The sequence below is a fragment of the Cohnella caldifontis genome (genome assembly GCF_029360585.1).
In the GTDB taxonomy this organism is placed as follows: Bacteria; Bacillota; Bacilli; order Paenibacillales; family Paenibacillaceae; genus Cohnella; species Cohnella caldifontis.
The window spans coordinates 112,416-137,239 of the sequence record NZ_JAQZSJ010000015.1 but is presented as its reverse complement, the minus strand read 5'-3'; the positions used below and the strand labels follow the sequence as shown (position 1 = coordinate 137,239).

Genomic DNA, 24,824 nt, shown 5'->3' with positions numbered 1-24,824 from the left:
AACGCGATGAAATAGCGTACCACATCCACTAATTCGCTCATACTACCGCATACTCGACGAAATAGCGTACCACATCTACTCATTCACTCATTCCACCGTATGAACGATAAATGGAGTGAACGAGATCCCCTTTTTTCAACAGACTAAAAATTCGATCGAATCCATCGAAGATAGAAAACTTAGTTTATTTAATAGACAAACTAAGTATGCGCATGCTATTCTGGTTACGAACCTTAATCCATAAGCGCTTTCAAGGAGGAAACAATCGATGAGTTTGTTCCCGAACGTTCCGAAAATCCAGTATGAAGGACGCGGATCGAAGAATCCGTTCGCCTTCAAGCACTACAACCCGCAGGAAGTCGTCCTCGGCAAGACGATGGAAGAGCACCTTCGTTTCGCCGTCGCATACTGGCACACGTACGTCGCGTCCGGCACGGATCCTTTCGGCGTCGGCACCGCGGTCCGCAGCTGGGACTCCCTGTCCCCGATGGACAAAGCGAAAGCCCGCGTGGAAGCGAACTTCGAACTGATGGAAAAGCTGAACATGCCGTACTATTGCTTCCATGACGTGGACGTGGCTCCGGAAGGCGCTACGCTGTCCGAGTCCTTCAAAAACCTGGACACGATCGTCGCCCTGCTGAAAGAAAACATGAAGTCGACCGGCCGCAAGCTGCTGTGGAACACGGCTAACCTGTTCACGAACCCGCGATACATGCACGGCGCGGCAACGACTTGCAGCGCGGACGTATTCGCATATGCCGCCGCGACGATCAAGAAAGGCCTGGAAGTCGGCAAAGAGCTGGGCGCCGAGAACTACGTGTTCTGGGGCGGCCGCGAAGGTTACGAGTCGCTGCTCAACACGGACATGAAGCTCGAGCTCGACAACCTGGCCCGCATGCTGCACATGGCCGTGGACTACGCGAAGGAAATCGGCTTCGACGCCCAGTTCCTGATCGAGCCGAAGCCGAAGGAGCCCACCAAGCACCAGTACGACTTCGACGCGGCTACGACGCTGTCGTTCCTGCAAACCTACGGCCTGAAGGAATACTTCAAGCTTAACGTCGAAGCGAACCACGCGACGCTGGCCGGCCACACGTTCGAGCATGAACTGCACGTGGCCCGCATCAACGGGGCTCTCGGTTCCATCGATGCCAACCAAGGCGACTACCTGCTCGGATGGGATACCGACGAATTCCCGACCGACCTGTACAGCACGACGCTGGCCATGTACGAAATCCTCAAGAACGGCGGCCTCGGGCGCGGCGGCGTGAACTTCGACGCCAAAGTGCGCCGGACTTCCTTCACGGACGAGGACTTGTTCTTCGCCCACATCGCCGGCATGGACTCCTTCGCGCGCGGCCTCAAGGCGGCGGCGAAGCTGGTCGAAGAGAAAGTGCTGGACAGCATCGTCGAGCAGCGCTACAGCAGCTTCAAAGAAGGCATCGGCGCGGAAATCGTCTCCGGCAAAGCCACGCTGAAGTCGCTCGAGGCTTACGCGCTGCAGAACAACAAGCCGATCAAGCTCGAATCCGGCCGCCTGGAGCAAATCCGCGCGACCTTGAACGAAGTCATTTTCAGCGTCTAATCGGCCGAAGGAGGAAGACCGGATGAAGTACGTCATCGGGGTGGATCTGGGAACGAGCGCGGTGAAAGCCCTGCTGGTCGCCCGGGACGGCACGGTCGCGGCCGAAACGTCGCGGGAATATCCGCTGTATCATGAAAAATCCGGTTGGAGCGAGCAGGAGCCGGAGGACTGGGTCCGGGCTTCGTTCGACGCGCTGAAGGAACTGTCCGCGAAGCCCGGCGTGAAGCCGGAGGACATCGAAGGCGTCAGCTTCTCCGGCCAAATGCACGGCCTCGTCCTGCTGGACGAGAGCCATCGTCCGGTGCGCCGCGCCATTCTGTGGAACGATACCCGGACGACCGCACAATGCCGGGAAATCGAACGGACCCTCGGCGACCGTCTCCTGAAAGTTACGAAGAATCCGGCCCTGGAAGGGTTCACCCTGCCCAAAATCCTCTGGGTGCGCGAACATGAGCCCGAAGCTTATTCCAAGGCCCGGAGCTTTCTCCTGCCGAAGGATTACGTCCGGTATCGCATGACCGGCGGCCTGCAAATGGACTTGTCCGATGCCGCCGGCACGCTGATGCTGGAAGTGGCGCGGCGGCAGTGGAGCGGCGAGGTGCTGGGCGCGTTCGGCATCCCGGCGTCGTTCTGCCCGCCGCTGATCGAAGCCGGCGGACTGGCCGGCACGCTCAGCGCCGATGCGGCGGCGGCGACGGGACTTGCCGCCGGCACGAAGGTATTCGCCGGAGGGGCGGACAACGCCTGCGGCGCGATCGGCGCGGGCATTCTGTCCGAAGGGCTGACGTTGTGCAGCATCGGGACGTCCGGCGTCATCCTCACGTACGAGAACGACGCGAACGCGGACTACAAGGGCAAAGTGCACCTGTTCAACCACGGCAAGCCGGGCGCGTTCTACGCCATGGGCGTTACGCTGGCGGCCGGTTATTCCCTGAGCTGGTTCCGGAACGCCCTGGCGGCCGGCGAGTCTTACGACAAGCTGCTGGCGGGCGTGGGCGACATCCCTCCCGGCTCGGGCGGCCTGCTGTTCACCCCGTATTTGGTCGGCGAGCGGACCCCCCATGCGGATCCCGACATCCGGGCCAGCTTCGTCGGGCTGGACGGCAGCCACACCCGCAGCCACTTGGCGAGGGCCGTCATGGAAGGCATCACCTTCTCGCTAAACGAGTCGGTGGAGATGTTCCGGGCTGCCGGCAAGAAGGTCACGACCATCGTGTCCATCGGCGGAGGCGCCAAAAATCCGGTTTGGCTGCAGATGCAAGCGGATATTTTCGGCGCCGACGTCGTGGCGCTCGAGAACGAGCAGGGGCCTGGGCTCGGCGCCGCCATGCTGGCGGCCGTCGGCTGCGGCTGGTTCCCGACCTTGGACGAGTGCGCGGCCGCGTTCGTGAAACGTTCCGGCAGCTACCGGCCGAATCCGGATGCCGTGCGGTCCTACGCGGAGCTGTTCCGGATCTATAAGGACGTCTACGCCCACACCCGGGACGTAAGCCGCGCGTTGTCCCCTTTCCGAAAATGAGAGGGTAAGTTAAAATAGGATGAAGGATCAAGGGCTGCCTCCCTTGTCCGAACGGAGCCTCCAGTTTTCCCGGCCGGTAACCGGGTGGAGGCTCTTTTTCCATATTCGGAGGGGTTGAAAATGGGCGCAAAAACGGAATTTCCGGGTACGGCGCTGGTGACGGGGGCGTCCAGCGGCTTCGGCCGTCTCACGGCTCTGGCGCTGGCCAGGCAAGGATGGACCGTTTATGCCGGGGTACGGAACCCCGACGCCGCGGCGCCGTTCTGGGAAGAACGCGGCCAAGATCCAAGCGATCCCGCGTCGTCCCGAATTCGGATGGTCAAGCTCGACGTGACGGACGAAGAAGAGATCATAGAAACGATCGAAACGATCGAACGCGAGGCGGGCGGGCTCGACGCGCTGGTCAACAACGCGGGGTACGCGGCCGGCGGATTCGTGGAAGAACTGCCCTTGTCCGCATGGCGGGCGCAATTCGAGACGAACGTGTTCGGGGCGGTGGCGGTGACGCGCCAAGCGCTGCCGCTCCTCCGGCGCAGCGGGCGGGGAAGGATCGTGCTGGTCGGCAGCATCAGCGGGCGGATCGGTTTTCCCGGGCTCGCTCCCTATTGCGCCTCGAAGCATGCGTTGGAAGGTCTGGGAGAGTCGCTGCGCCTGGAGTTGGCGGAGTTCGGCATCTCGGTCAGCCTCGTGGAGCCCGGCGCATATCGGACGCCGATCTGGGGCAAAGGCATTGAGGCGCTGAGCCCTCCGTCAGCCGATTCTCCGTACGCCCGGCTCTATTCGCGGCTGCAGCCGATGATGCGGAAAAGCGCGGCGGGAGGCGGCGATCCCGAGCGCGTGGCGGAAACGGTCGTGCGGGCGATCACGGACAAGCGTCCGAAGATGCGCTACTTGCCGGGCAGAGGGGAAAAGACGCTGCTGTGGTCCAAAGCGATGCTCCCTTGGAGTTGGGTGGAACGGGCGGCTCTCAAAGCGATCGGCGTCCGAAGCCGCCGGAATGGATCGTAACGCCCCGGATCCGTGCGGGGCAACCTGCCGTGCCTGCTCGCCGTCATCGCGCATACGGGGCTTGCCGAGGCGGAATGCTATCCGGGAATCGGACTTCAGCGCGATGAACGGAGTGGGATCTACATGAATCACGACGCTTTGATGATGGAATTCCCGGACGAACGGGCCGCCAAGCTGGCGGAGGACACGTTCCGGGAGCTGGGCTACGATCCGTACTCCCATGGCGGAGGAAAGGTGCACATCCATGTGCAAAACGAGGATTTGACCTCGGCGCTGGAAATCATGCAGAGCTGCGGCGGGCGGATCGTGGAGCAGGCGCGGGGCGAAGCGGAGGCGCTTACGGATTGCGCGTACGATCTGGATGCCATCCCGATTCCGGCCCATACGGTGAACGAGGACTGGGTCGATGCCTACGCGTCGGGCGCCGATACGGAGAGCCTCGCCGGAGGAGCGCTGGGCTACGACCCGGAGGAAGACGCGCCTTACGACAGGTTTGAGGCTACGTAAGCAAGGGTCGCGCGCGGAAACCGAAACGCGCGACCCCGAACGTTCACTCCTCCAAGGCAAGCGCCGCCGCATGGGTGCCGGCGGCATGTCCGGTCGTGAACGCGGCCGTGATGTTGTAGCCGCCGGTATACCCATGAACGTCGAGAATTTCCCCGCAGAAAAACAACCCGCGCTTCCGCTTGGACATCATCGATTTCGGGTCGATTTCCTTGAGGTGGACGCCGCCTCCCGTCACGAACGCCTCCTCGATGGACAGCGTGCCGTCCGCTCGAACCGGGAACGCCTTGATCCGGTTGCTTAATTCCTGCCATCTCTGTCGGGGGATATGGTCGTACGTGACGTGCGGATCCAATTCCGCCGCTTGAAACAGAAGCGGGAGCATCCGTTCGGGCACAAAACCCTTCAGCGCGTTCGACACGGCTTTTTTCGGCGCGTCTTCGGCCAGCTTCAGCGTCTGGCCGTACACCTCTTGGACGCTTAGATCAGGCATCAGATCGACGGTCAGCAGGACCGGGGAAAAACCTTCGCCTTTCGCCAGCTGTTTGACGACGAATTGGCTGCACCGAAGCGCGATGGGGCCCGACACCCCGAAATGCGTGAACAGCAGGTCGCCCCGATGGGAGACGATCGGTTTGCCCCGTTCGTTCCATACGGTGAGGACGACATCCCTCAAGGACAGTCCCTGCAGCTCCCGGCCGCGGATGAACGGCTCCGGCGAAGTGATCGGGACTTCCGTCGGATACAAGGGCGTGATCGTATGCCCGGCTTCTTCCGCCCAGGCGTAGCCGTCCCCTTCCGAGCCCGTGTGCGGCACCGATTTGCCCCCGACGGCTACGACGACGGCGCTGCTGCGCACGGTTTCGCCATTCCGCAGCCGGACGCCCGCGACCCGGTCCGCTTCGTACAGCACCCGGTCCACCGGCGCGTTCACCCGGATCTCCACCCCCAGGTTCCGCACTTCGCGCACCAACGCTTCCACCACGGTTTTCGCTTTATCGGTCACGGGGAACATCCGCCCGTTATCTTCTTCTTTCAGAGCGATGCCGAGCTCCTCGAAAAACCGCACGATATCCCGGTTGGAAAACTGGCTGAGCGCGCTGTACAGGAACCGTCCGTTGCCCGGAATGTTCCGGACCAAATCCTCCAGCTCCTTGTTGTTGGTGACGTTGCACCTGCCGCCACCGGAAATCCCCAACTTCCGGCCCAGCTTGTCGCCCTTGTCCAGCAGCAAGACGCGCGACCCTTGCCGGCCGGCGGCTACCCCTGCCATCAAGCCCGCCGATCCTCCGCCGATAATGATGACGTCATAGCTTCCCATCGTTTTCAACCCCGTCATTTTTCCGAACTCCGTTTCCCTTCATTATACCCCAGACCTCGTTGTCACGCAGAATGAGATGTGGTTTAATTTTATACGCGTGCCCAGATTTTCGACATCTTTCCATATTCCGGCGGGAGGCTGCAGCCATGTGGAAAAGCGTGCTGCTCCAAGGGTTGATCGCTTTGCTGCCCGTATTCCTGTTTCTGGTTTGGTATGATCGCCCCGAACGCACCCGTTACGTTCCGCGCTTTTTCGCGCTGTCCTGCGGAATCGCGGTGTTGCTGAGCATGCAGTTCTCCATGCTGGCGGAGATCGGAATCCCCGCCGATTTCCGTTCGGTTCCGGTGATGCTGGGCCTTTATACGGCGGGCCGTTGGCGTCGGCCGTTCTCGGCTTGCTGTTCGGAATCGGATTGTTCGCGCAAACCGCGGGCGGCTGGAGCGTCCTTGTCTCCGCGATTTTCCTGGCATCGTTCCTGATACCCCTTATCCGGGTTTCCGCTGCTTTTCCCGCTTATAACCGACGAAAAAAACATTTCGTTCTCCTTCTGTTTTTCCTGGGCCCCCTGCTCTATGCGTTCGCGCATGGAGCGATTTGGCACTTCGCGTTCGGCTACTCTCCGAGTTCGCACGATTGGAAAGTGTTTCTAGGTAACGGAGGGGGTTGGCTCCTGACGCTTACGGCGGGCCATTATTTGATCGGGCTGGCTTTCGAGCGGGTCAAACTGCAGGGCCAACTTCGCGAAATGTCGCAGAAATACCGCGCGGAGGCGGAGCGCCTTCAGCTCTTCATCGATCAAGCTCCGCTTGCCGTGATCTTCGCGGACGCCGACGGCTTCATTACCCACATCAACGACGTCTGCGACCAATACCTTCAGACAACCGGCCGGGGCTCGATGATCGGCCGGCACTGCTCGGAGTTGTTCGAGGAACCGGGTTCGGAAGCCGCGTCCATCTTCGAAAGAGTCCGGACCCGTAAAGAGCCGGTCACCGAGATTATGCGGGCGAGAGGAAAAACGTTTTACACGGTGGCGGCGCCGTTTCAGGGAACGCCGAAAGGGTACCTGTTTCTCGGTCACGACATGACGGAATTGCAGGCGCTCAGGGACGAGCTGGGGCGCATGGAGCGTCTGAGCCTGGTCGGCCAAATGGCTGCCAGCATCACCCACGAAATCCGCAATCCGATGGCCGTCATCCGGGGGTTCATCCAGCTGCTGAACGAGCGCAGCCCCGCGGAGCAGCAGTCGTATTTCCGGATCGTGATGGAAGAACTCGACCGGACGAACGGCATTATCAACGATTTTCTGTCCCTGGCGCAAAACCGCATCGTGGAAAAACGGCTCTGCAGCCTTCACGATGTCTTGCACGAAGTCGAGCCGCTGATCCGGGCTGACGCCAACATGCGGGGCCAGCAGGTCGAGCTTCGGCTGTGCGGGGAAATGGAGCCGCTCGAGCTGAACGGCAAGGAAATCAAACAACTGCTGCTCAACCTGGCCCGCAACGGCATGGAGGCGATGGAATCGGGCGGCGTGCTGACGATCGAAACCGACAATTTCGAAGATTTCGCCCGACTGCGGGTTTCCGACCGCGGAGTGGGCATACCGCCAGAACAAGTAGCGCGCATGTTCGAACCGTTCTATACCACCAAAACGAACGGCACCGGTCTGGGACTTGCCCTTTGCCTCAGCATCGTGGAGCGGCACAACGGGAAAATCGACGTGGAGTCGACGGTCGGCCGAGGGACTACGTTTATCGTCTCGTTCTGCAAACCCGGCCGGGAATGGGAGAAAAACGCCCGCTCTCCGGATAGAGGCAGCGCCGCTTGGCAAGGATAAGAAAGAAATATCATGAACCATCCTGCAAAACACCCGAACCAAAGCGGGGAGAGTTTGACTTCGTCAAACTCCCTATTAGAGGAGGATGCATCCATGACCAGACCGCCGCAAGGTCCCTCGTCCGACGGGCGACAATTTCCGGATCAACAAACCCGAAAGGGTCGTTCGCCGTTATCCCCGGGATTCGACAAGAAACTGGACGGCCCGAACCGGCCTTCGACCTGATGGGACCGTGGAAACCGTCATGGAGAATCGGCCGGAACGTTTCGATGAAGGCATGAAGCCGGCGCCGGGACGGGACGATCCTCGGCTGGATCCGTTCGAGATCGAGTTCAAACCGGAATTCCGCGGCAACCGGGGGCCGCAGGAACCGTTCGTCAACGATTACGGAGTGGTGATCGGAGATCATGACTACGCTTCGCCGGGGTCGCCGCTGGAACGCTGGAGCGAGGATACGGATCCGTCCATCATGTCCGGAGACCAGTGGGTCCACCCCTATAAGGATATCGGATTCCGAACCCGGGAGAACCGGGACCTGTTCGAGCGGGGAATCCGTCCGCAAGCGGGGACTTTCATGCATCCCCAGCAGCAGGTTTCCGCGGCGGACGAGCCCGGCTCCTTGGGCGGCGGCCGGGATCCGGACCGGTTGCTCGGCGACTGGGACGGAGAAGAGGAATACGTGTTGGACGAACCCTGACGAGCGTCGGGGTTTTCTTTCTTGCGCCGCTCGCGTTATAATGAAGTCAGCATGCTTGAGGAACGCGGGAAGCGTTCCGGCAAAGAGCGAACTGCAGAGAGAGCGAGGGAATCAAACATGTCGATGTCATTCGAAAGATACATGCTGGACATGGTTCAGCCCATGAGAGACGAACTGACCCGTCTCGGCATCCAGGAGCTGAGAACGCCGGAGGACGTGGAGCAGGCGATCCCGAGCGCCAAGGGAACGGCGCTCGTCGTCGTGAACTCCGTTTGCGGCTGCGCGGCCGGCCAGGCGCGTCCCGGCGTGGCCGAAGCGTTGAAGCACGACGTCACCCCGGACCACCTGTTTACCGTTTTCGCGGGACAGGATAAGGAAGCGACCGCCAAAGCGCGCGAATATTTCGCGCCTTACCCGCCGTCTTCTCCTTCCATCGCCCTTATGAAGGACGGGGAGCTCGTCCATTTCATCGAACGCCACCAAATCGAAAACCGCAGCGCGGCGGAAATCGCCGGCGACCTGACGGCCGCTTTCGATCGCTACTGCCGCTAAGCGGCGAATGTCCCGGGGATTCGATTCACGAATCTCCGGGTTATTTGTGTACATGGGACTTGATTCGTTAGGCAGGGAGGATGGCCAGATGAGCCTGCAGCAGGAAATCATCGCGAAGCTTGGCGTGAAACCGCGAATCGACGTGGATGAAGAGATCGCGAAACGTGTCGCGTTCCTCAAAGATTACGTCAAGAAAGCCGGAGCTGCCGGCCTGCTGATCGCGATCAGCGGAGGCATCGACAGCGCGGTGGCGACCGGCCTGTGCAAACGGGCGACGGACGAGCTGACGCAAGAGACCGGCAAGGCATATATGACGCTGGGCGTGTTCCAGCCGTACGGGGAACAGGAAGACATCGAGCACAGCTACTCGGTGGCCGAGGCGTTCGGGCTTGCGCATAAAGTCGAGACGAACATCCAAGAGGCCGTAGACGAGATCGCGATCGAGACCGAATACGCGTTCAAAGCGCTCGGCATGCCGCGCCACCTCAGCCGGGGCGGCAAGGGCAACGTCAAGGCGCGGACGCGGATGGTCGTCCAATACGCGCTGGCGTTCGACCTGAACCTGCTGGTCGTCGGGACGGACCATGCGTCCGAGGCGTTGACCGGCTTTTTCACGAAATGGGGCGACGGCGCCGTCGACATCACGCCGCTCAGCAGCCTGAACAAGCGCCAAATCCGCCAAATCGCCCAGCGGCTGGGCGTTCCGGAGGCGGTCCTGAACAAAGCCCCGACGGCCGGATTATGGGAAGGGCAGACGGACGAAAACGAGCTCGGCGTTTCTTACGAGGCCAACAGCGATTATCTCGAAGGCAAAGAGATCGACCCGCAGGCCCGCGAAATCCTGGAGAAGCATTTCCGCCGCACGGAACATAAGCGGCAGCCCATTCCGGGCATCTGACCCGCGCGGTCATGATCGTCGGAGTCGGATTGGACGTCGTGGAGCTGGAACGGATGAACCGGATCATGAGCCGGCCGGGCGCCGCCCGTTTCGCGGAGAAGGTGCTGACCGGCCTGGAGCTCGCCAGATGGTCGGGTTTGCCGGAACGCCGGGCGCTCGAGTTCATCGCCGGCCGTTTCGCCGCCAAAGAAGCGGTGGTCAAAGCGCTCGGTTGCGGAATCGGGGCGGCCGTCGGTTTTCGGGATATGGAGATCCTGCCGGACGAGGCGGGCCGCCCGAGCTGCCGGTTGGCGGATCCCGCATGGCTTCGCTTAGGGCTCGAAGGGGCCCGGCATCGGATCCATATTGCCATTACCCATGAAAGAACCCTTGCGGCTTCCACCGCAATCGTCGAACGGATCGGCGCCATAGACGCACCCCGCGACGGACGAACGGACGTTATCCCGATCGAACCCCCCAATGGAGAGCCGATATGACAACGACTTATATGACGGTTTTGATGAAGCATTTGGAACAGATCCAGATCGAAGTGACAGCCGCTTCCGAAACCGAAGTGGGAGCGATTTCGGTAAAGCCGCGCGACGTGTCGTTCGACGGCAACCGTTTTTTGTTTGTCCGTTCCGGCAAGGGGCGGCTTTGGGCCCTCGGCAACGAATACGAGCTCGTTCCGGGCACGCTGTGCGTGCTGCTCTCCGGGACGCCGCACCGGGTGGCCGTGGACCCCGGAGAGGTGCTGAGCATCCAGTGGTGCCATTTCCACGCCAGCTACGGAGACCGGGAGATCTACCGCACGCTCCACCTGCCCCTGGCGGTCCGGCTGGGGAACAAAGCGGCGGCGATCCCGCTGTTCGACAAGCTGATCGAGGAAATGAAGCGCGATCGGCTGACGTCCCGCCTCCGGCTGAAAGCCGCGGTGCTCGAGCTGATCAGCCTGTATCTGGACGAAATACCGGGCGGGTTCGAGGCGATCGATCCCACGCAAGAACTGAAAAAAATCGATACCGTGCTGCAATATATCGACGAACACCTGGCGGAGAATATCACCGTCGAGGAATTGGCCCGCCAAGTGTACTTGCACCCGAACTATTTCATCGTATTCTTCAAGGCGATGATGGGGTCCTCCCCCATCCAATACGTCAACCAACGGCGCATGGAGATGGCCAAAGGCTTGCTGCTCCGCCCGGAAAACAACGTGTCCGACGTCGCTTCGCGCGTCGGCATGCAAATCTATTATTTCTCCCGGATGTTCAAAGCCCATACGGGCTTGACGCCGAGCCGCTTCCGCAAGCAAGCCGCGGGTTTGGAGTCGGACGGACCGGCGCAGGACGGGGGGCGGGACGTTTGACGGAACTGAAGGACCGGGAAGCCGGCCTTTTTTTCGGCGAGGAGCTGTTGGCCTGGTACAAACGGGAATGCCGGGACTTGCCGTGGCGGCGCTCCCGGGATCCCTACGCTATTTGGGTATCGGAAATCATGCTGCAGCAGACCCGGGTGGAGACCGTCATCCCGTACTATCATCGGTTCATGGAACGCTTTCCGACGATCGGCGATTTGGCGGCCGCTCCCGAGGAAGACGTGCTGAAAGCTTGGGAAGGTCTCGGCTATTATTCCCGGGCCCGCAACCTGCAAGCGGCCGCGCGGCAGGTCATGGAGCTCCACGGAGGGAAGTTTCCCCGCGACAAAGCGTCCGTATCGGGCTTGAAAGGAATCGGACCTTATACGGCCGGGGCGATTCTGAGCATCGCGTTCGACCAGCCGGAGCCGGCGGTGGACGGGAACGTGATGCGGGTGTTGTCCCGGTTTTTCGATCTCGACGGGGATATCGCCAAACCCGCTGTTCGGGCGGGGCTGGAGAAGCTGGCGAAGGAGCTCATCCCCGATGGGGAGGCCGCCGCCTTCAACCAGGGGCTCATGGAGCTGGGGGCGCTTGTCTGCACTCCCCGGTCGCCCGGCTGCTTGTCCTGTCCGGTCATGGAGCGGTGCGCCGGCCGTCTGGCCGGCCGGGAGCGGGAGCTGCCGGTCAAGACGAAGGCCAAGGCGCCTAAGCCGGTATACCGGCTGGCCGCGCTGATCGAGTCCGAAGGCCGGGTGCTGGTGCGGCGGCGGCCGGAGGAAGGGCTGCTGGCCCGGATGTGGGAGCTGCCCCACGCGGAAGCGCCGAACGAGTCGGTCTGGTCGTCCGCGGACGCGGCTGCGGATTGGCTCGCGGGAGCCTTGGAGGCGGAAGGGCTTCGGATTCAGCCCGTCCGCTGCGTGGGCGAGACCGAGCATGTGTTCACCCATTTGCACTGGTACGTGAAAATCTGGTCGGCGGAGCCGGCCGCGGGCGGACCCCTCCTTCGCGAGACGGCGCAGCCTTATCGCTGGATCGGCAGGCGCGAGCTCGCGGAGCTGGCTTTGCCCAAAGTGTTCAAGACGCTGCTGGAGGAATTTTTCGATTCCGAACCGGGATCGGAAAACGCGGGTTAAGGGAGGACCGAATCGGATGCGGGACCGGAAAAGCGGTTACGGCGATTGTCCGAACGACGAGGCTTGTCCCGTCGAATACACGCTGGACGTCATCGGCGGCAAATGGAAAGGCGTGCTGCTGTACCACCTCATGGAGGGGCCCAAGCGGTTCAACGAGTTCCGCAGGATTTGTCCGACGATGACCCAGCGCATGCTGACGCTCCAGCTTCGGGAGCTGGAGGAAGACGGGATCGTCCACCGGGAGGTTTATAAGCAGGTTCCGCCCAAGGTGGAGTATTCGCTGACGGAGTTCGGGCAGACGCTCGCTCCGATCATTTCGGCCATGAAGGTCTGGGGAGAAACTTACAAGCAAGCCGGGAGATCGGCGTCGACGGACGAGCAGGCATGGCAACGGAACAACGGATAAGCCACGGAAAAGCCACGGAAAAGCCACGGAAAAGCCACGGAAAAGCCACGGAAAAGCCACGGAAAAGCCACGGAAAAGCCACGGAAAAGCTGCCAGGTTCGCCTGGCGGCTTTATTTACATGCCAAAATTTATAACTTTTCGGGGTGAAGCTCGGGTTTCATCCATGCAGGCAGGATCCGAGCGAATGTCCTGAAAGAAGTTGCCGAGTTCCGTGATCGCGGGAATCCAAAGAATGGTTTTAAGCCGCTGGTGTGCGAAGGGGGCCACGACCTGCGGCTTGTACTGTATCGCTGCAAAGGGAGATTTTGCACGACCTGTTCCTGTGGTGAAGTGCGGAGCAGACTGCTGGAGGAGGATGTGTTCCAGGTCAATCATCGTCATGTGATCATGACGATCTGGAGATTAGGAACTTATATATTTTACCGGCGGTTGAAATCCGTGTTGAGAGAGGAATTAAGAAACTTTCTTTTTTAACTGGCCGTTGAACCCGTGTTGAGAGAGGAATTAAGAAACTTTCTTTCTTAACTGGCCGTTGAACCCGTGTTTAGAGAGGAATTAAGAAACTTTCGTTCTTAACTGGCCGTTGAACCCGTGTTTAGAGAGGACTTAAGAAACTTTCCTTCTTAACTGGCCGTTGAACCCCGTGTTGATAGAGGAATTAAGAAACTTTCATTCTTAACTGGCCGTTGAACCCGTGTTTAGAGAGGAATTAAGAAACTTTCCTTCTTAACTGGCCGTTGAACCCCGTGTTGAGAGAGGAATTAAGAAACTTTCTTTCTTAACTGGCCGTTGAACCCGTGTTTAGAGAGGAATTAAGAAACTTTTTTCTTAACTGGCCGTTGAATCCGGTGTTTAGAGAGGAATTAAGAAACTTTCTTTCTTAACTGGCCGTTGAACCCGTGTTTAGAGAGGAATTAAGAAACTTTTTTCTTAACTGGCCGTTGAATCCGGTGGTTAGAGAGGAATTAAGAAACTTTCTTTCTTAACTGGCCGTTGAACCTCGTGTTTAGGGAGGAATTAAGAAATTTTCTTTCATCATGCGTTACGGGGAAAAACCTGATCTTCTTTTTTCGCGGAAGTCCGGGTCCGGGTTCCTTTCATTTTAGCGGGAGCTTTTCGACCGATCCGTCCGGCAACTGCCGGCCGCCCAATAGTATCAAAATCGATACTATATAACATGAATGTGCGTACTTCCCAATTTACGATGTATAGATCATACTGCCATTAGCCTGAACAAACACCGTATATTGGAGCGAGGAGAGAGACATGGCGAAAGAAACGATGAAAGCCGTAGGCTTGCTCAAGTATTTGCCGATCGAGGACCCGGAGAGCCTCATGGACGTCGTGGTGGAGAAACCTGTCCCGGCTGGCAGGGATTTGCTCGTGCGGGTCAAGGCCGTTTCCGTCAATCCCGTGGACGTCAAGGTGCGTTATCCGAAAAGCCGCACGGAGAGCGCGCCCCGCGTGCTGGGCTGGGATGTCGCGGGCGTGGTGGAACAGGCCGGACCGGACTGCGCGTTGTTCCGTCCCGGCGACGAAGTGTACTACGCCGGCAGCATCACGCGCCCCGGAGGAAACGGCGAATTCCATCTGGTGGACGAACGGATCGTCGGATCGAAACCGTCCAGCCTGGATTTCGCTCAGGCGGCCGCGCTGCCCCTGACGACGATCACGGCTTGGGAAAGTTTGTACGACCGGCTCGGGGTTTCCCCCGTCAAAGCGGACAACGCGGGCAAGTCGATCCTGATCATCGGCGCCGCCGGCGGCGTAGGTTCGATCGCCACCCAGCTCGCCAAACACGCGGGGCTGACGGTAATCGGCGGCCTCCCGCCCGGAGTCGGCCGAGTGGGCGAAAACGCATGGAGCCGACTTCGTCATCGATCATTTCGAGGCGTTCGCTCCTCAATTACAAGCATTCGGGATCGGCCTCGTCGACTACATTCTCTGCTTGAACGGCACGGAGAAGCACTGGTCCAACATGGCCGAAGCGATCGCGCCGCAAGGCAAAATCTGCTCGATCGTGGAGACGGACGAATTGCTGAACCTGACGCTGCTGAAGAACAAAAGCGCGACGTTCGCCTGGGAGCTGATGTTCACCCGCTCGACGTTCCAGACGGCGGACATGATCGAGCAGCATCGCCTGCTGAACGAAGCAGCCCGTCTCGTAGACGAAGGAGCGCTGCGAACGACCGCGTCCATGAAGCTGTCGCCGATCAATGCCGAGAACCTGCGAAAAGCCCATGCTCTTCTGGAAACGGGACGTACGATCGGCAAAGTCGTCCTCGAAGGTTTCTGATCGGCAAGCTAGGGAAAGTTGAAAACAAAGAAGACCGCCGGTTTCCCGGGCGGTCTTCTCCATTCATGCGAACCTTATTTCGAAGCTTCGTAGAGTTGGCCGACTTTGTTCCAGTCGACGACGTTCCAGAACGCCGCGATGTAGTCCGGGCGTTTGTTCTGGTATTTCAGGTAGTAAGCATGCTCCCACACGTCCAGCCCGAGGAGCGGCTTGTCGCCTTCCATGAGCGGGCTGTCTTGGTTCGGCGTGCTGTAAACTTTCAGCTTGCCGTCTTTGCCGAGGGCCAGCCAAGCCCAGCCGGAGCCGAAGCGGGTCGTTGCCGCGGCGGCGAACGTTTCCTTGAATTTCTCGAAGCCGCCGAGCTCGCCGTCGATCGCTTGGGCCAGCGCGCCGGTCGGAGCGCCGCCGCCGTTCGGGGAGATCGTCACCCAGAACAGGGAGTGGTTGGCATGGCCGCCGCCGTTGTTGCGGACCGCGGTGCGGATGCTCTCCGGTACGGCGTTCAGGTCGGAGATGAGGTCCTCGACCGATTTGTTCGCCAGCTCCGGAGCGGATTCCAGCGCTTTGTTCAGGTTGGTGACGTACGTGTTGTGGTGACGTCCGTGGTGGATTTCCATCGTCATCGCGTCGATGTGCGGTTCCAGGGCGTCTTTCGCGTAAGGCAGTTCGGGCAGTTGATGTGCCATTGGGGATCCCTCCTGAGATTGGTTTCATATGTAGCTCACTTTATTATTATCCTAAATTCCCCAGAGTAAATCAACATCGATGTTTGGAAAGTCGAAATATCGTTGAATCGAATCCAAAGCCGGAATTCGCGCGAATTCTGTCCAATTTAACCGATTCACTGTATAAAAGGTCATGTTTCGTCCAAAATAAAGCGTTTTCATGGCGTTATCTCTCGATTTCTCAAAATTTTTTTATGTTTTTTTCACAAAAGGGTATGAAAAATTCATATTATTGTCGTAAAATTATATTTGCGTTATCCGGATGTTAAATCTTTGTGGCCAGGGAGACTGTACAGCATGCATATTCGATCATTCCAACTGTCGGACTACCGTTACGTTGTCGAACTGCTGAACGTCGTGCTATCGGAAGAGTGCTGCGAGGAAACGATGGGCGCGTTCGCCCGCCAATTGTCCTGGGACAGCGAGCTGGTTTTGGTCGCAACGATCGGAGACACGATCGCGGGCGTCATGATCGGGACGATCGACAATCATAAAGGGTACGTATATCGGGTCGCGGTGCATCCGGAATACCAGCGTCAAGGCGTCGGCAAAGCTTTGGTTTCGGCGATGAACGCCCGTTTCCGCAAGCGGAACGTGCTGAAAGTCCTGATCGCGGGGGACAAGCACAACGAAGGGCTTCGGCCGTTCTACGAGGCGCTCGGCGCCCGTCCGACCGATATCGTGCGGCCTTCGCAGCCCCTGGCCATCGTAGCGGGCTGACGTCCGACATCCGTTTTCCAAAGACGATTACCCCGAAGCATATCCGTTGCCATTGATTTTGGCCATCGGATATGCTTTTCTATTGATGAACGGCTCAAGGCGGAGGTCATGCATGGAAAGCAGCGAAGCGGATGAAACGATCTATCGCCCTTGCACAATCAAGAGCTTCAAGCATGACGGCTCCCTGCATCGGGTATGGCTGGACAATTGGCGGGTTCCGTCCGAACTTCTGGACCCGGAGCACGCCGCTGCCCGAGTCGAGGTGCTTCTGAACGACCGCACGAGAATCCGCGAAGCGGACGGCACGGAATGGATCAGCAAAGTGCCGGCCGCGGCTTTCTTCCTGCCGGGGGAGTGGTTCAACGTGGTGGCCCTCCTCGAGGACCGGGGAGTCCGTTACTATTGCAACATCGCTTCTCCCTTTTATTCATACAAGGACGTGTTCACCTACATCGATTACGATTTGGACGTCGCGCTGCTGCCGGACGGTTCCCGATTGGAACTGGACCGCGACGAATTCGATCGGCACCGGGTCGATTACCGTTACGACGAGGAAGTCGTGGCCCGGATCGAACGGGGACTTGAGCGGCTGAACGCCCGGATCGAAGCCGGAGGCGTTCCTTTCCGGGACGAGCCGGTGAGAAGGTACTATCGGGAATGGAAAAAATACGGCGCCTTCTAAGGAGACTTGATCGGTATGCCGCAGGATTCCGGAACCTCTCTGACGCCCCGGCGCCGCGGGCCGGCCGTCGCCGCTCCGCGTCCCGGCGGATGGCGCAAGGAGCTGCGCGACTGGGGAATCGCCCTGCTCGCGGCTTTCGTCGTCGTGCTGCTGCTCCGAATATACGTGTTTCAGCTGTCCACGGTGCGGATGCACTCCATGGAACCGACGCTGTATGAACGCGAGTGGCTGTTCGTCAATAAGCTGCCGTACCATTTCGGGCATCCCCGGAGGGGAGACGTCGTGATCTTGACCGATCCGAGCGACGGGCCCGACCGCAAGGCGTATCTGGTCAAACGGGTGATCGGCGTCCCGGGAGACCGGCTCGAGATCCGGAACGGGCAGCTGTATTTGAACGGGAAACTGACGGTCGAACCCTATACGGACTCGGCGATCGAAGACGGGGATTACGGTCCGGTCGAAGTGGGTCCGGGCCGGTTTTTCGTCATGGGGGACAACCGGCATCGAAGCAAGAGCAAGGACAGCCGATCGTTCGGCGTCATCGAGGAGAACCGGATCAAGGGCAAAGCCGAATTCGTCATTTGGCCGATCGTGAGGTGGGGGAAACTGTAAAAAGAACCGGGAGCGTTTGGCTCTGTCAAACTCCCCGAAATCGGAGGGATGCAAAATGGCGCTGCCGGAGAGGGACGGAAGTTTTTGGAGGCAGCTCAAGGAGGACATGCTCGCAGCGGCGCCGGCGATGGGCATCGACAAAATCGGCGTGGCGTCCGCCGATCCGTTCGGCGAGCTGAAGGAGAGATTGGTCCTCCATCGGGAGAAAGGATACGAATCGGGCTTCGAGGAGCCCGATTTGGACAAGCGGACGGATCCCTCGCTGCTGCTGCCGGAGCCCCGGAGCCTCATTTCGATCGCCGTGGCGTATCCCTCCAAGCTGAAAAACGCGCCGGTGTCCGAGCCGGGCAAAAGGCGGGGCATCCTGTCCCGCTCGGCCTGGGGCGAAGACTACCACCAGGCGCTGCGCCGCCGGCTCGAGAAGCTGGCGGCTTGGCTGAAGGAGCGCGTGCCGGAAGCCCGCCTGCTGTCCATGGTGGATACCGGGGAGCTGGCGGACCGGGCGGTGGCCGAGCGGGCGGGGATCGGATGGAGCGGCAAGAACTGTTCGATCATCACGCCGGAATTCGGCTCCTGGGTTTATCTCGGCGAGATGATCACGGATCTTCCGCTGCCGCCGGACCGGCCGATCGAAGACGGCTGCGGGGACTGCACGATCTGCATCGACGCCTGTCCGACGGGGGCCCTTGTCGGCCCGGGCGAGCTGAACGCCCAGCGCTGCATTTCCTTCGTGACCCAGACCAAGGGGCTCGTGGAGGAAGAGCTGATGCGCAAAATCGGCAATCGCCTGTACGGCTGCGACACGTGCCAAATCGTTTGCCCGGTCAACAGGGGCGTCGATATCCGGCATCATGAAGAGCTGCTGCCGGATCCGGAGACGGCCAAGCCGCTGCTGCGCCCTCTGCTGTCGATGGGCAACCGCGAATTCAAGGAGAAGTTCGGGAGGAGCGCGGCGGCTTGGCGCGGCCGCAAACCGATCCAGCGCAACGCCTTGATCGCGCTCGGCAACTTCCGCGACGCCGAATCCGTGCCGGACGTGGCGAAAGTGCTGCGGGACGACCCGCGTCCCGAGCTGCGGGCCACGGCGGCCTGGGCGCTCGGGCGAATCGGCGGGGGAGAGGCGAAGCGGGCGATGGAATCGGCCCTGGGCTCCGAATCGGACGCCTCCGTTCGGGACGCCCTGGAACGGGCGCTTGCCTCCTGCGGGGCGGAGTCCGACACGCGGTGACGGAATCGGCCGAACGCGAAGAGGTACTGTCGGATTTTCCCGGAATGCGTTAGAATAGGAATCATCCAGATCGACTTCGGAGCGGGAGAGAGAACCTAACATGCGTTTGGTGGATATCGAAACGGTGGAGCCGGGCCAGTACCTCGGCAAAACGATTTTTTCGGCGAACGGTACGGTGCTTCTCTCGACCGGGGTGCAGCTGACCGTATTCATGATCAGCACGTTGAAGCGTCTGGGCGTCACCGCCATCTACATCGACGATCCGCAATTCCGCGACGTCGAGACGCAGGACATGCTGTCCGAGGAGACGAAGCGGGCGGTCATCAACCAGATGTCGGAGACGTTCGAAGCGCTGCGTTCCGGCAAAGAATTCAGCACGAAGGCGATCAGCCAGACGATCGATCAGCTGCTCGACGACGTCATGCGCAACTCCAGCGTCATGGTGCATCTCTCCGACATCCGGACGGCGGACAACGCGGCTTACGTGCACGCCATGAACGTCTGCACGCTGTCCGCGCTGATCGGACTCAACATGGGGCTCAACATGATCCAGCTGAAAGAGCTGAGCATCGGAGCGCTGCTTCATGACATCGGAAAGCTGAACGCGCCCGAAATCCAGGAAGGGCGGATGCACCATTCCTGGCGGGGGTTCGAGCTTCTGAAAATGAAACGCGAATTCAGCCTGCTGGTCGCCCATGTCGCGTTCCAGCACCACGAGCACGTGGACGGAACCGGCTTGCCGCGCGGCATTTCGGGAGACGAGATCCACGCGTACGCCAAGATCGTCGCGGTCGCGAACGCTTACGACAATTTTCTGTATCGGCCGGAAGGGGATCGCCCCCTGCTGCCGCACGAAGCGTGCGAGCAGCTGAACGCCTTGTCCGGGACGACGCTGGACCATGAAGTGCTGACCCAGTTCATGAAAGTGGTCTCGATCTACCCGAACGGGATTTCCGTCCGGCTGTCCAACCATAAGATCGGGGTCGTCGTCGGCCAGCACAGGGGGTTGCCGGGCCGGCCGATCGTGAGGATCCTCAGCAAGGCGGACGAAGATACCGTGGACGCGAAGGAAATCGATCTGGCCCAGCATCCGACCTTGTTCATCGAGGCGGTGCTGAACTAAGGGAAGGCGTTATTCCCGGATTTGCGCGGGTATGCCGGCCATGCTATCATAAACGCAAGTCACCCTGCGTGCTCACGCTTGAGGCGCAGGGTTTTCATTATTAATCGCGGCAGGGGGAACCACCATGTGGGATGTCATCATTCCGATCGCGACGCTGATCGTAGGCGCGGTCATCGGGTTTATCATCGGCGTCTTCTATTTGCGCAGCCAACTCACCAAGATGCAGAACAATCCGGACATGCTGGCCAAGATGGCCAAACAAATGGGCTACAACATGAACAAACAGCAAATCCAGAAAGCCCAGCAAATGATGAAAAACCAAAACCGGAAAGGCCGGTAATCCCGGCTTCGGCTTGCCGAATGCCGGAGCTTCCGGCCCATCCGGTCCCAGGGGGAACAGTCATGGCGGGGATCAAGGATTACGTCAATCAGCAGGTAGAGAAAAACCGGGAACAAATCGAATACCACGTCCGGGAAATCCTGAAGCTGATCGGGGAGAACGTCGAGCGGGAAGGCTTGCTGGAAACGCCGGCCCGGGTGACGCGGATGTACGAGGAAATATTCGCGGGTTACTCCGTCGATCCCCGGGACGTGCTGGGCGTCACGTTCGACGAACGGCACGAAGAGCTGGTGATCGTCCGGGATATCGTGTACTACAGCCAATGCGAGCATCATATGGCGCCGTTTTTCGGCAAAGCCCACATCGGCTATATTCCGAGCGGCAAAATCGCGGGGCTCAGCAAGCTGGCCCGCCTCGTCGAGGCGGTCACCCGCCGCCTTCAAGTACAAGAGCGCATCACGTCGCAAATCGCCGACACGCTGGAAGAGACGCTGAGTCCTCACGGCGTGATGGTGGTCGTGGAAGGCGAGCACTTATGCATGTGCGCCAGGGGCGTGAAGAAGCCGGGCAGCAAGACGGTCACGTCCGCGTTGCGCGGCCAATTCAAGACCAGCGCCGCGCTGCGCTCGGAGTTTTTGGCTCTTCTCAAACAATAATTCGGGCAGGACGGGCAGGCATTCTCCATTCGAGGGGGCTGCCTTTTTTTTATGGCGAGACGGAATCGAATGCCAAAGCAGCGGAAAAAGAAGACTATTAAGGCTCTCCATTTTCGCGGCGGATTCGACTATGATTATCGGTGTCGACCCCCACATTTTTTCGGATGGTTAAGAGGAGGTTTCCCTGTTGAGCGCATCGGATAAAATCCGCCTGGGCCTGATCGGGGCAGGCAATATCGGCAACGTCCATTTGCAGGAATTCGGAAAGCTGAAAGAATGGTGCGAGTTCACGGCCGTGACGGACGCATACTTGCCGCTGGCGCGCCAGCGGGCGGCCGAATACGGCATTCCCGTCGTGCCCGAATCCCCCGAAGCGCTGATCATGCGGGACGACGTCGACGCCGTCATTATCGGCGTGCCGAACCATGCCCATGCGCCGCTGGCGATTTACGCGCTGGAAATGGGCAAGCACGTGCTGATCGAGAAGCCGATGGGGCTCAACGCGGCGGCCGCGAAGGAAATCGTGCGGGCGCAGCAGCGGTCGGGCCGCATCGTCATGGTCGCGCATCAGATGCGCTGGGAATGGCTGTCCCTCCAGGTCAAACGGCAGATCGAGCAGGGCGAGCTGGGCCGCATTTATACGGCCAAAACCGGCTGGTACCGCCGCAAGGGCATTCCCGGCTGGGGGACTTGGTTCACGCAGCAGGCCCAGTCGGGCGGCGGTCCGCTCATCGACATCGGCGTGCATATGCTCGACCTGGCGTTCTTCCTCATGGGCGAGCCGAAGCCGGTTTCGGTGTACGGCGCGGCATACGCGGAGTTCGGTCCCCGAAAGAAAGGCATCGGCACGTGGGGCAAGCCGGACTGGAACGGGACGTACGACGTTGAGGATCTGGCGACGGCGCTGATCAAAATGGAGGACGGCAGCTCGCTCACGCTCGAGGTCAGCTGGGCCGTCCATATGGATACCGACAATTCGCCGTTCGTGCACCTCATGGGCTCGGAGGGCGGCGCCGTGCTGCGCGGATCCGGCGGCAAGTTCCTGACGGAGAAGTTCGACCAGCCGATGGAGGTTTCCCTCGGCGAGCCGGCCGGCGACGAAGGCGCGCGCGTGCGGCTCAGCCGGCATTTCCTGGAGTGCATCCGGGAAGGCAAACAGCCGTGGACGTCCGCCGAGACGGGCCTTCGCAGCAACCTGATCATCGACGCGATTTACGAATCTTCCCGCACGGGCGGGGAAGTCAAGCTGGACTGGAGCTTATAAGGCTTAGGGACTCAATAAGGCGTCCATTGCAAGACGCGCGCTTTGGCGTACCGGCCTTCGACGAACGGCCAATTCACGACGTTCCACCAGTCTTTGACGTAAGCGCCCCGGTCGTTCTGATGCTTCAAGTAATAGGCGTGCTCCCACACGTCCAGCGGCAGCAGCGGCACGACGTCCCATTGCGACAGGTTCTGGTGCTTCTCGGCCGTGAGGATTTCCAGCCGCCGGCTCCGCGGGCTCCAGACGAGGATCGCCCAGCCGCCGCCTTCCACCTTGTTCGCCGCTTCGGAGAACTGCTTCCGGAACGGCTCGAACCCGCCGAAGCTGCGGTCGAGCTCCTGGGCCAAAGCGCCGCCGGGACGGCCGCCGCCTTTGGGCTTCATCGCGTCCCAGAAGATCGTGTGGAGGTAATGCCCGGCCCCATTGAAGGCAAGTTCCCGTTCCCAATGCTTCACCAGCGCGAAGTCCCCGCTCCGGCGGGCCTCTTCGAGCTTCTTCTCGGCGTTGTTCAGCCCGTCGACGTAGGACTGGTGGTGCTTGTCGTGATGGATGCGCATCGTGGCCTCGTCGATCCACGGCTCAAGGGCGTTATACGGATAAGGGAGGGGAGGCAGCGTATGGCCGCCGATCGGCACCGGTTTCGCGCCCCCCAAGGGGACGCCCGAGACGCCGACCGGATTCGACCAGGTGCCTTCGGGCCGAAGCGGGTGGTCGGCCGGCTGCGGGACGTCGATCTCGTCCGGCTCCTGCAGCACGTTCTCGTCGCGCCAGACTTCCGTTTCCCGCAGGATCGGGGAGAACAGCGCATCGGCGGCCGGCATTCGCCGGACGGCGGCGCTTTGCTTCCGGAGCAAGCCGATTTGCCGCGCGAATTCGTCCGACTGGATCCTCGACTCCTCCCACAACAGGCGCGCCGTACCCGCCCCGTTATCGGCGGCCGCTTCGTCTTCCCGGCCGTCCAGTACGCCTTTCAGCCGGCGTGCCGCCTCCTCCGCCGTCCGGCCGAACACGTCCTCCCATTCCTGCATCAGCCGGACATACGGCCACTCCAGCCCCGGCACGACCGCCCGGACCATGGAGGCGAACGATTTCTCGAGCCGTTTGCGCGCCGAGATTTCCTCCAGCAAACGAAGCGGCATCCGATCCCCGTAAACCCGAAGCATCACGAAAACCCTCTCCCCCTGCACACGTCTTGGTACTTTACGTACCGATCGTATGCGGAAGAGAGGGCCGATATGATACGAAGCTCATTTAAATGCTGAGCGCGGGGGCTTCGAAGGATTTCGCGATCGCCGTTGCATGCACTTCTCCCAGGAAATCGGTCACCCGTTGCACGTATTCCTGACGGTGGGTGCGGAAAATCATTTCATGGATGGCGCCTTTCACGACCCACAGCTCCGACCGGGGGTCCGTCTGCGCTTTCGCGACGTCTTCCGCCAGGTAGAGCGGGGCTTTGGCGTCGGCCGTTCCGTGGATCACGAAGATCGGAAAATCGAAGGAAGTGCCCAGCGCCCTCGCGGCCGGGACTTGCTCCAGCCCGGAACCGGCCAGGAGGGGCAGGAACCACTTGACCAGCGGAAGGGTCGGATAGGCCGGCAGTTCCAAATGGCTCATGCGGAGATTGTAAAGCAGGGTGTCGTCCGTCGGGACGAAGGTACTGTCCAAAATCATCGCGTCGACGGGGGCGTGCTGGAGGGCGGCCTGAAGCGCGGTGCCGGCGCCCATGGAGAAGCCCCAGACGACCACTTCGGCGGAACCCCTGCCGCGGGCGTATTCGATGGCGCCGAGCAGCTGCTTGGATTCGAGGACGCCGCCGGTGGCGGGCGCGCGGTGCAGCGCGTCGGCGAAGGCGTAGTCGAACATCAGCACGTTGTAGCCGTAGCCGTGAAGCAGGTCGGCCAAATCGTACATCGGCACCCAGCTTTCCTCGCGGTTCGTCCCGTAACCGTGGCTCAGCACGACGGTTTGCCGGCTGCCATCCGCGGGAATCCACCAGCCGCTGAGCCGGATTTTGCCGTCCGAGCTCGCGAAGGCGACGTCCTCATAGGACAGATGTTTGGCCGACATCGGGTTGGAAACGAGCGGCGCGACGTCGGGATGCGTCAATTTCCAGGCAATAAACGCATGAAGGCCGGCATAGAGTAGAACGAGGGTCAGCAGCGTGGACAGGGCAACGGTTTTGAGCACGCGGAACGCGCGGCGGGCAGCCGGCGTCTCCCTCGTTTCCGGGATGGGGGGGAGAGAGACGCTGCCGCTGAGCGGAATCGGCGCGGGCAAGGAATTCATGGGGCATCGCCTCGTTTATGAAAGCGTTTTAATTTTTGGTGTACCTTAATCGTAGTGGTCGGAAAGTACCCCGTCAACGGTCCTAGGAGATTTGTAAG

Annotated in this window: 25 protein-coding genes and 2 pseudogenes; 23 read left to right on the top strand and 4 right to left on the bottom strand. The window is 60.4% G+C overall.

From position 1 onward, the window contains the following. Nucleotides 1–268 precede the first annotated feature (268 nt). From xylA to PTZ19_RS18970, 4 genes are all read left to right on the top strand, one after another. On the top strand, nt 269–1,585 hold the full coding sequence (gene xylA, locus PTZ19_RS18985) for a xylose isomerase (protein WP_276356706.1): 1,317 nt from the start codon (nt 269–271) through the stop codon (nt 1,583–1,585). 22 nt (nt 1,586–1,607) lie between these two features. Then, entirely contained in the window at nt 1,608–3,104 is a 1,497-nt protein-coding gene (gene xylB / locus PTZ19_RS18980; protein WP_276356705.1) for a xylulokinase, read from the top strand. Nucleotides 3,105–3,224: 120 nt separating this feature from the next. Beyond that, nucleotides 3,225–4,112 (top strand): SDR family NAD(P)-dependent oxidoreductase, encoded by an 888-nt coding sequence (locus PTZ19_RS18975; protein ID WP_276356704.1) that lies wholly within the window; start codon nt 3,225–3,227, stop codon nt 4,110–4,112. 123 nt (nt 4,113–4,235) lie between these two features. Then, nucleotides 4,236–4,619: a hypothetical protein gene (locus PTZ19_RS18970; RefSeq protein ID WP_276356703.1), complete on the top strand. Its 384-nt coding sequence runs from the start codon at nt 4,236–4,238 to the stop codon at nt 4,617–4,619. A gap of 43 nt (nt 4,620–4,662) precedes the next feature. Here PTZ19_RS18970 and PTZ19_RS18965 read toward each other — a convergent pair whose 3' ends face one another. Next, on the bottom strand, nt 4,663–5,955 hold the full coding sequence (locus tag PTZ19_RS18965; protein ID WP_276356702.1) for a BaiN/RdsA family NAD(P)/FAD-dependent oxidoreductase: 1,293 nt from the start codon (nt 5,953–5,955) through the stop codon (nt 4,663–4,665). Between the two features lie 128 nt (nt 5,956–6,083). On the opposite strand from PTZ19_RS18965, the gene PTZ19_RS18960 reads away from it, so the two are divergent. The 11 genes and pseudogenes from PTZ19_RS18960 to PTZ19_RS18910 all read left to right on the top strand — a co-directional run bounded on the left by PTZ19_RS18960 (nt 6,084) and on the right by PTZ19_RS18910 (nt 15,090). Beyond that, entirely contained in the window at nt 6,084–6,416 is a 333-nt protein-coding gene (locus PTZ19_RS18960; protein WP_276356701.1) for a hypothetical protein, read from the top strand. A gap of 215 nt (nt 6,417–6,631) precedes the next feature. Further along, nucleotides 6,632–7,771 carry a two-component system sensor histidine kinase NtrB gene (locus PTZ19_RS18955; RefSeq protein WP_276356700.1) on the top strand — a complete coding sequence of 380 codons (1,140 nt, stop codon included), beginning with the start codon at nt 6,632–6,634 and terminating at the stop codon, nt 7,769–7,771. A gap of 244 nt (nt 7,772–8,015) precedes the next feature. Next, complete coding sequence (locus PTZ19_RS18950; RefSeq protein ID WP_276356699.1) at nt 8,016–8,468, top strand: DUF3905 domain-containing protein; 453 nt, start codon at nt 8,016–8,018, stop codon at nt 8,466–8,468. Nucleotides 8,469–8,585: 117 nt separating this feature from the next. Next, on the top strand, nt 8,586–9,020 hold the full coding sequence (locus tag PTZ19_RS18945) for a BrxA/BrxB family bacilliredoxin (RefSeq protein ID WP_276356698.1): 435 nt from the start codon (nt 8,586–8,588) through the stop codon (nt 9,018–9,020). 88 nt (nt 9,021–9,108) lie between these two features. Further along, nucleotides 9,109–9,918, top strand: a complete 810-nt coding sequence (nadE, locus tag PTZ19_RS18940; RefSeq protein ID WP_276356697.1) for an ammonia-dependent NAD(+) synthetase — start codon at nt 9,109–9,111, stop codon at nt 9,916–9,918. An 11-nt stretch (nt 9,919–9,929) separates the two neighbouring features. Then, nucleotides 9,930–10,394: a holo-ACP synthase gene (gene acpS / locus PTZ19_RS18935; protein WP_276356696.1), complete on the top strand. Its 465-nt coding sequence runs from the start codon at nt 9,930–9,932 to the stop codon at nt 10,392–10,394. Continuing rightward, nucleotides 10,391–11,263 (top strand): helix-turn-helix transcriptional regulator, encoded by an 873-nt coding sequence (locus PTZ19_RS18930; RefSeq protein WP_276356695.1) that lies wholly within the window; start codon nt 10,391–10,393, stop codon nt 11,261–11,263. Before acpS ends, PTZ19_RS18930 begins: the two co-directional genes overlap by 4 nt. A 5-nt stretch (nt 11,264–11,268) precedes the next feature. Continuing rightward, complete coding sequence (mutY, locus tag PTZ19_RS18925; protein ID WP_422615018.1) at nt 11,269–12,387, top strand: A/G-specific adenine glycosylase; 1,119 nt, start codon at nt 11,269–11,271, stop codon at nt 12,385–12,387. Between the two features lie 16 nt (nt 12,388–12,403). Beyond that, nucleotides 12,404–12,793 carry a winged helix-turn-helix transcriptional regulator gene (locus tag PTZ19_RS18920; protein ID WP_276356693.1) on the top strand — a complete coding sequence of 130 codons (390 nt, stop codon included), beginning with the start codon at nt 12,404–12,406 and terminating at the stop codon, nt 12,791–12,793. A gap of 160 nt (nt 12,794–12,953) precedes the next feature. Next, nucleotides 12,954–13,244: pseudogene (locus tag PTZ19_RS18915) on the top strand (transposase zinc-binding domain-containing protein); the annotation flags it as partial. 816 nt (nt 13,245–14,060) lie between these two features. Then, nucleotides 14,061–15,090: pseudogene (locus PTZ19_RS18910) on the top strand (zinc-binding alcohol dehydrogenase family protein). Nucleotides 15,091–15,164: 74 nt separating this feature from the next. On the opposite strand, the gene PTZ19_RS18905 reads toward PTZ19_RS18910, so the two are convergent. Beyond that, entirely contained in the window at nt 15,165–15,776 is a 612-nt protein-coding gene (locus PTZ19_RS18905) for a superoxide dismutase (RefSeq protein ID WP_276356692.1), read from the bottom strand. Between the two features lie 336 nt (nt 15,777–16,112). Between PTZ19_RS18905 and PTZ19_RS18900 the strand changes: the two genes are divergently transcribed. The 8 genes from PTZ19_RS18900 (at nt 16,113) to PTZ19_RS18865 (ending at nt 22,440) form a co-directional block, all read left to right on the top strand. After that, nucleotides 16,113–16,535 carry a GNAT family N-acetyltransferase gene (locus PTZ19_RS18900; RefSeq protein ID WP_276356691.1) on the top strand — a complete coding sequence of 141 codons (423 nt, stop codon included), beginning with the start codon at nt 16,113–16,115 and terminating at the stop codon, nt 16,533–16,535. A 112-nt stretch (nt 16,536–16,647) separates the two neighbouring features. Further along, nucleotides 16,648–17,217, top strand: coding sequence for a DUF402 domain-containing protein (locus PTZ19_RS18895; protein WP_276356690.1), 570 nt, complete (start codon nt 16,648–16,650; stop codon nt 17,215–17,217). A 15-nt stretch (nt 17,218–17,232) separates the two neighbouring features. Beyond that, nucleotides 17,233–17,829: a signal peptidase I gene (lepB, locus tag PTZ19_RS18890; protein ID WP_276356689.1), complete on the top strand. Its 597-nt coding sequence runs from the start codon at nt 17,233–17,235 to the stop codon at nt 17,827–17,829. 55 nt (nt 17,830–17,884) lie between these two features. After that, complete coding sequence (gene queG, locus PTZ19_RS18885; protein ID WP_276356688.1) at nt 17,885–19,057, top strand: tRNA epoxyqueuosine(34) reductase QueG; 1,173 nt, start codon at nt 17,885–17,887, stop codon at nt 19,055–19,057. Nucleotides 19,058–19,157: 100 nt separating this feature from the next. Further along, entirely contained in the window at nt 19,158–20,180 is a 1,023-nt protein-coding gene (locus tag PTZ19_RS18880) for an HD-GYP domain-containing protein (protein ID WP_276356686.1), read from the top strand. Nucleotides 20,181–20,304: 124 nt separating this feature from the next. Further along, on the top strand, nt 20,305–20,520 hold the full coding sequence (locus PTZ19_RS18875; RefSeq protein WP_276356685.1) for a YneF family protein: 216 nt from the start codon (nt 20,305–20,307) through the stop codon (nt 20,518–20,520). 62 nt (nt 20,521–20,582) lie between these two features. Beyond that, complete coding sequence (gene folE, locus PTZ19_RS18870) at nt 20,583–21,176, top strand: GTP cyclohydrolase I FolE (protein WP_276356684.1); 594 nt, start codon at nt 20,583–20,585, stop codon at nt 21,174–21,176. Between the two features lie 187 nt (nt 21,177–21,363). Beyond that, entirely contained in the window at nt 21,364–22,440 is a 1,077-nt protein-coding gene (locus PTZ19_RS18865; RefSeq protein WP_276356683.1) for a Gfo/Idh/MocA family protein, read from the top strand. Between the two features lie 11 nt (nt 22,441–22,451). On the opposite strand, the gene PTZ19_RS18860 is transcribed toward PTZ19_RS18865, so the two are convergent. Beyond that, nucleotides 22,452–23,603, bottom strand: coding sequence for a superoxide dismutase (locus PTZ19_RS18860; protein ID WP_276356717.1), 1,152 nt, complete (start codon nt 23,601–23,603; stop codon nt 22,452–22,454). 88 nt (nt 23,604–23,691) lie between these two features. Continuing rightward, nucleotides 23,692–24,726: an alpha/beta hydrolase gene (locus tag PTZ19_RS18855; protein ID WP_276356681.1), complete on the bottom strand. Its 1,035-nt coding sequence runs from the start codon at nt 24,724–24,726 to the stop codon at nt 23,692–23,694. Between the last annotated feature and the right edge of the window lie 98 nt (nt 24,727–24,824).

What these genes read in the sequence shown, in the direction of transcription:
- PTZ19_RS18945 (WP_276356698.1), top strand. Translation starts at nt 8,586, where the DNA reads ATGTCGATGTCATTCGAAAGATACATGCTGGACATGGTTCAGCCCATG.
- PTZ19_RS18930 (WP_276356695.1), top strand. Translation starts at nt 10,391, where the DNA reads ATGACAACGACTTATATGACGGTTTTGATGAAGCATTTGGAACAGATC.
- PTZ19_RS18950 (WP_276356699.1), top strand. Translation starts at nt 8,016, where the DNA reads ATGGAGAATCGGCCGGAACGTTTCGATGAAGGCATGAAGCCGGCGCCG.
- PTZ19_RS18905 (WP_276356692.1), bottom strand. Translation starts at nt 15,776, where the DNA reads ATGGCACATCAACTGCCCGAACTGCCTTACGCGAAAGACGCCCTGGAA.
- PTZ19_RS18855 (WP_276356681.1), bottom strand. Translation starts at nt 24,726, where the DNA reads ATGAATTCCTTGCCCGCGCCGATTCCGCTCAGCGGCAGCGTCTCTCTC.
- acpS (WP_276356696.1), top strand. Translation starts at nt 9,930, where the DNA reads ATGATCGTCGGAGTCGGATTGGACGTCGTGGAGCTGGAACGGATGAAC.
- PTZ19_RS18920 (WP_276356693.1), top strand. Translation starts at nt 12,404, where the DNA reads ATGCGGGACCGGAAAAGCGGTTACGGCGATTGTCCGAACGACGAGGCT.
- folE (WP_276356684.1), top strand. Translation starts at nt 20,583, where the DNA reads ATGGCGGGGATCAAGGATTACGTCAATCAGCAGGTAGAGAAAAACCGG.
- xylA (WP_276356706.1), top strand. Translation starts at nt 269, where the DNA reads ATGAGTTTGTTCCCGAACGTTCCGAAAATCCAGTATGAAGGACGCGGA.
- PTZ19_RS18965 (WP_276356702.1), bottom strand. Translation starts at nt 5,955, where the DNA reads ATGACGGGGTTGAAAACGATGGGAAGCTATGACGTCATCATTATCGGC.
- PTZ19_RS18960 (WP_276356701.1), top strand. Translation starts at nt 6,084, where the DNA reads ATGTGGAAAAGCGTGCTGCTCCAAGGGTTGATCGCTTTGCTGCCCGTA.
- PTZ19_RS18900 (WP_276356691.1), top strand. Translation starts at nt 16,113, where the DNA reads ATGCATATTCGATCATTCCAACTGTCGGACTACCGTTACGTTGTCGAA.
- PTZ19_RS18970 (WP_276356703.1), top strand. Translation starts at nt 4,236, where the DNA reads ATGAATCACGACGCTTTGATGATGGAATTCCCGGACGAACGGGCCGCC.
- PTZ19_RS18880 (WP_276356686.1), top strand. Translation starts at nt 19,158, where the DNA reads ATGCGTTTGGTGGATATCGAAACGGTGGAGCCGGGCCAGTACCTCGGC.
- nadE (WP_276356697.1), top strand. Translation starts at nt 9,109, where the DNA reads ATGAGCCTGCAGCAGGAAATCATCGCGAAGCTTGGCGTGAAACCGCGA.
- lepB (WP_276356689.1), top strand. Translation starts at nt 17,233, where the DNA reads ATGCCGCAGGATTCCGGAACCTCTCTGACGCCCCGGCGCCGCGGGCCG.
- queG (WP_276356688.1), top strand. Translation starts at nt 17,885, where the DNA reads ATGGCGCTGCCGGAGAGGGACGGAAGTTTTTGGAGGCAGCTCAAGGAG.
- PTZ19_RS18975 (WP_276356704.1), top strand. Translation starts at nt 3,225, where the DNA reads ATGGGCGCAAAAACGGAATTTCCGGGTACGGCGCTGGTGACGGGGGCG.
- xylB (WP_276356705.1), top strand. Translation starts at nt 1,608, where the DNA reads ATGAAGTACGTCATCGGGGTGGATCTGGGAACGAGCGCGGTGAAAGCC.
- PTZ19_RS18895 (WP_276356690.1), top strand. Translation starts at nt 16,648, where the DNA reads ATGGAAAGCAGCGAAGCGGATGAAACGATCTATCGCCCTTGCACAATC.
- PTZ19_RS18860 (WP_276356717.1), bottom strand. Translation starts at nt 23,603, where the DNA reads ATGCTTCGGGTTTACGGGGATCGGATGCCGCTTCGTTTGCTGGAGGAA.
- PTZ19_RS18875 (WP_276356685.1), top strand. Translation starts at nt 20,305, where the DNA reads ATGTGGGATGTCATCATTCCGATCGCGACGCTGATCGTAGGCGCGGTC.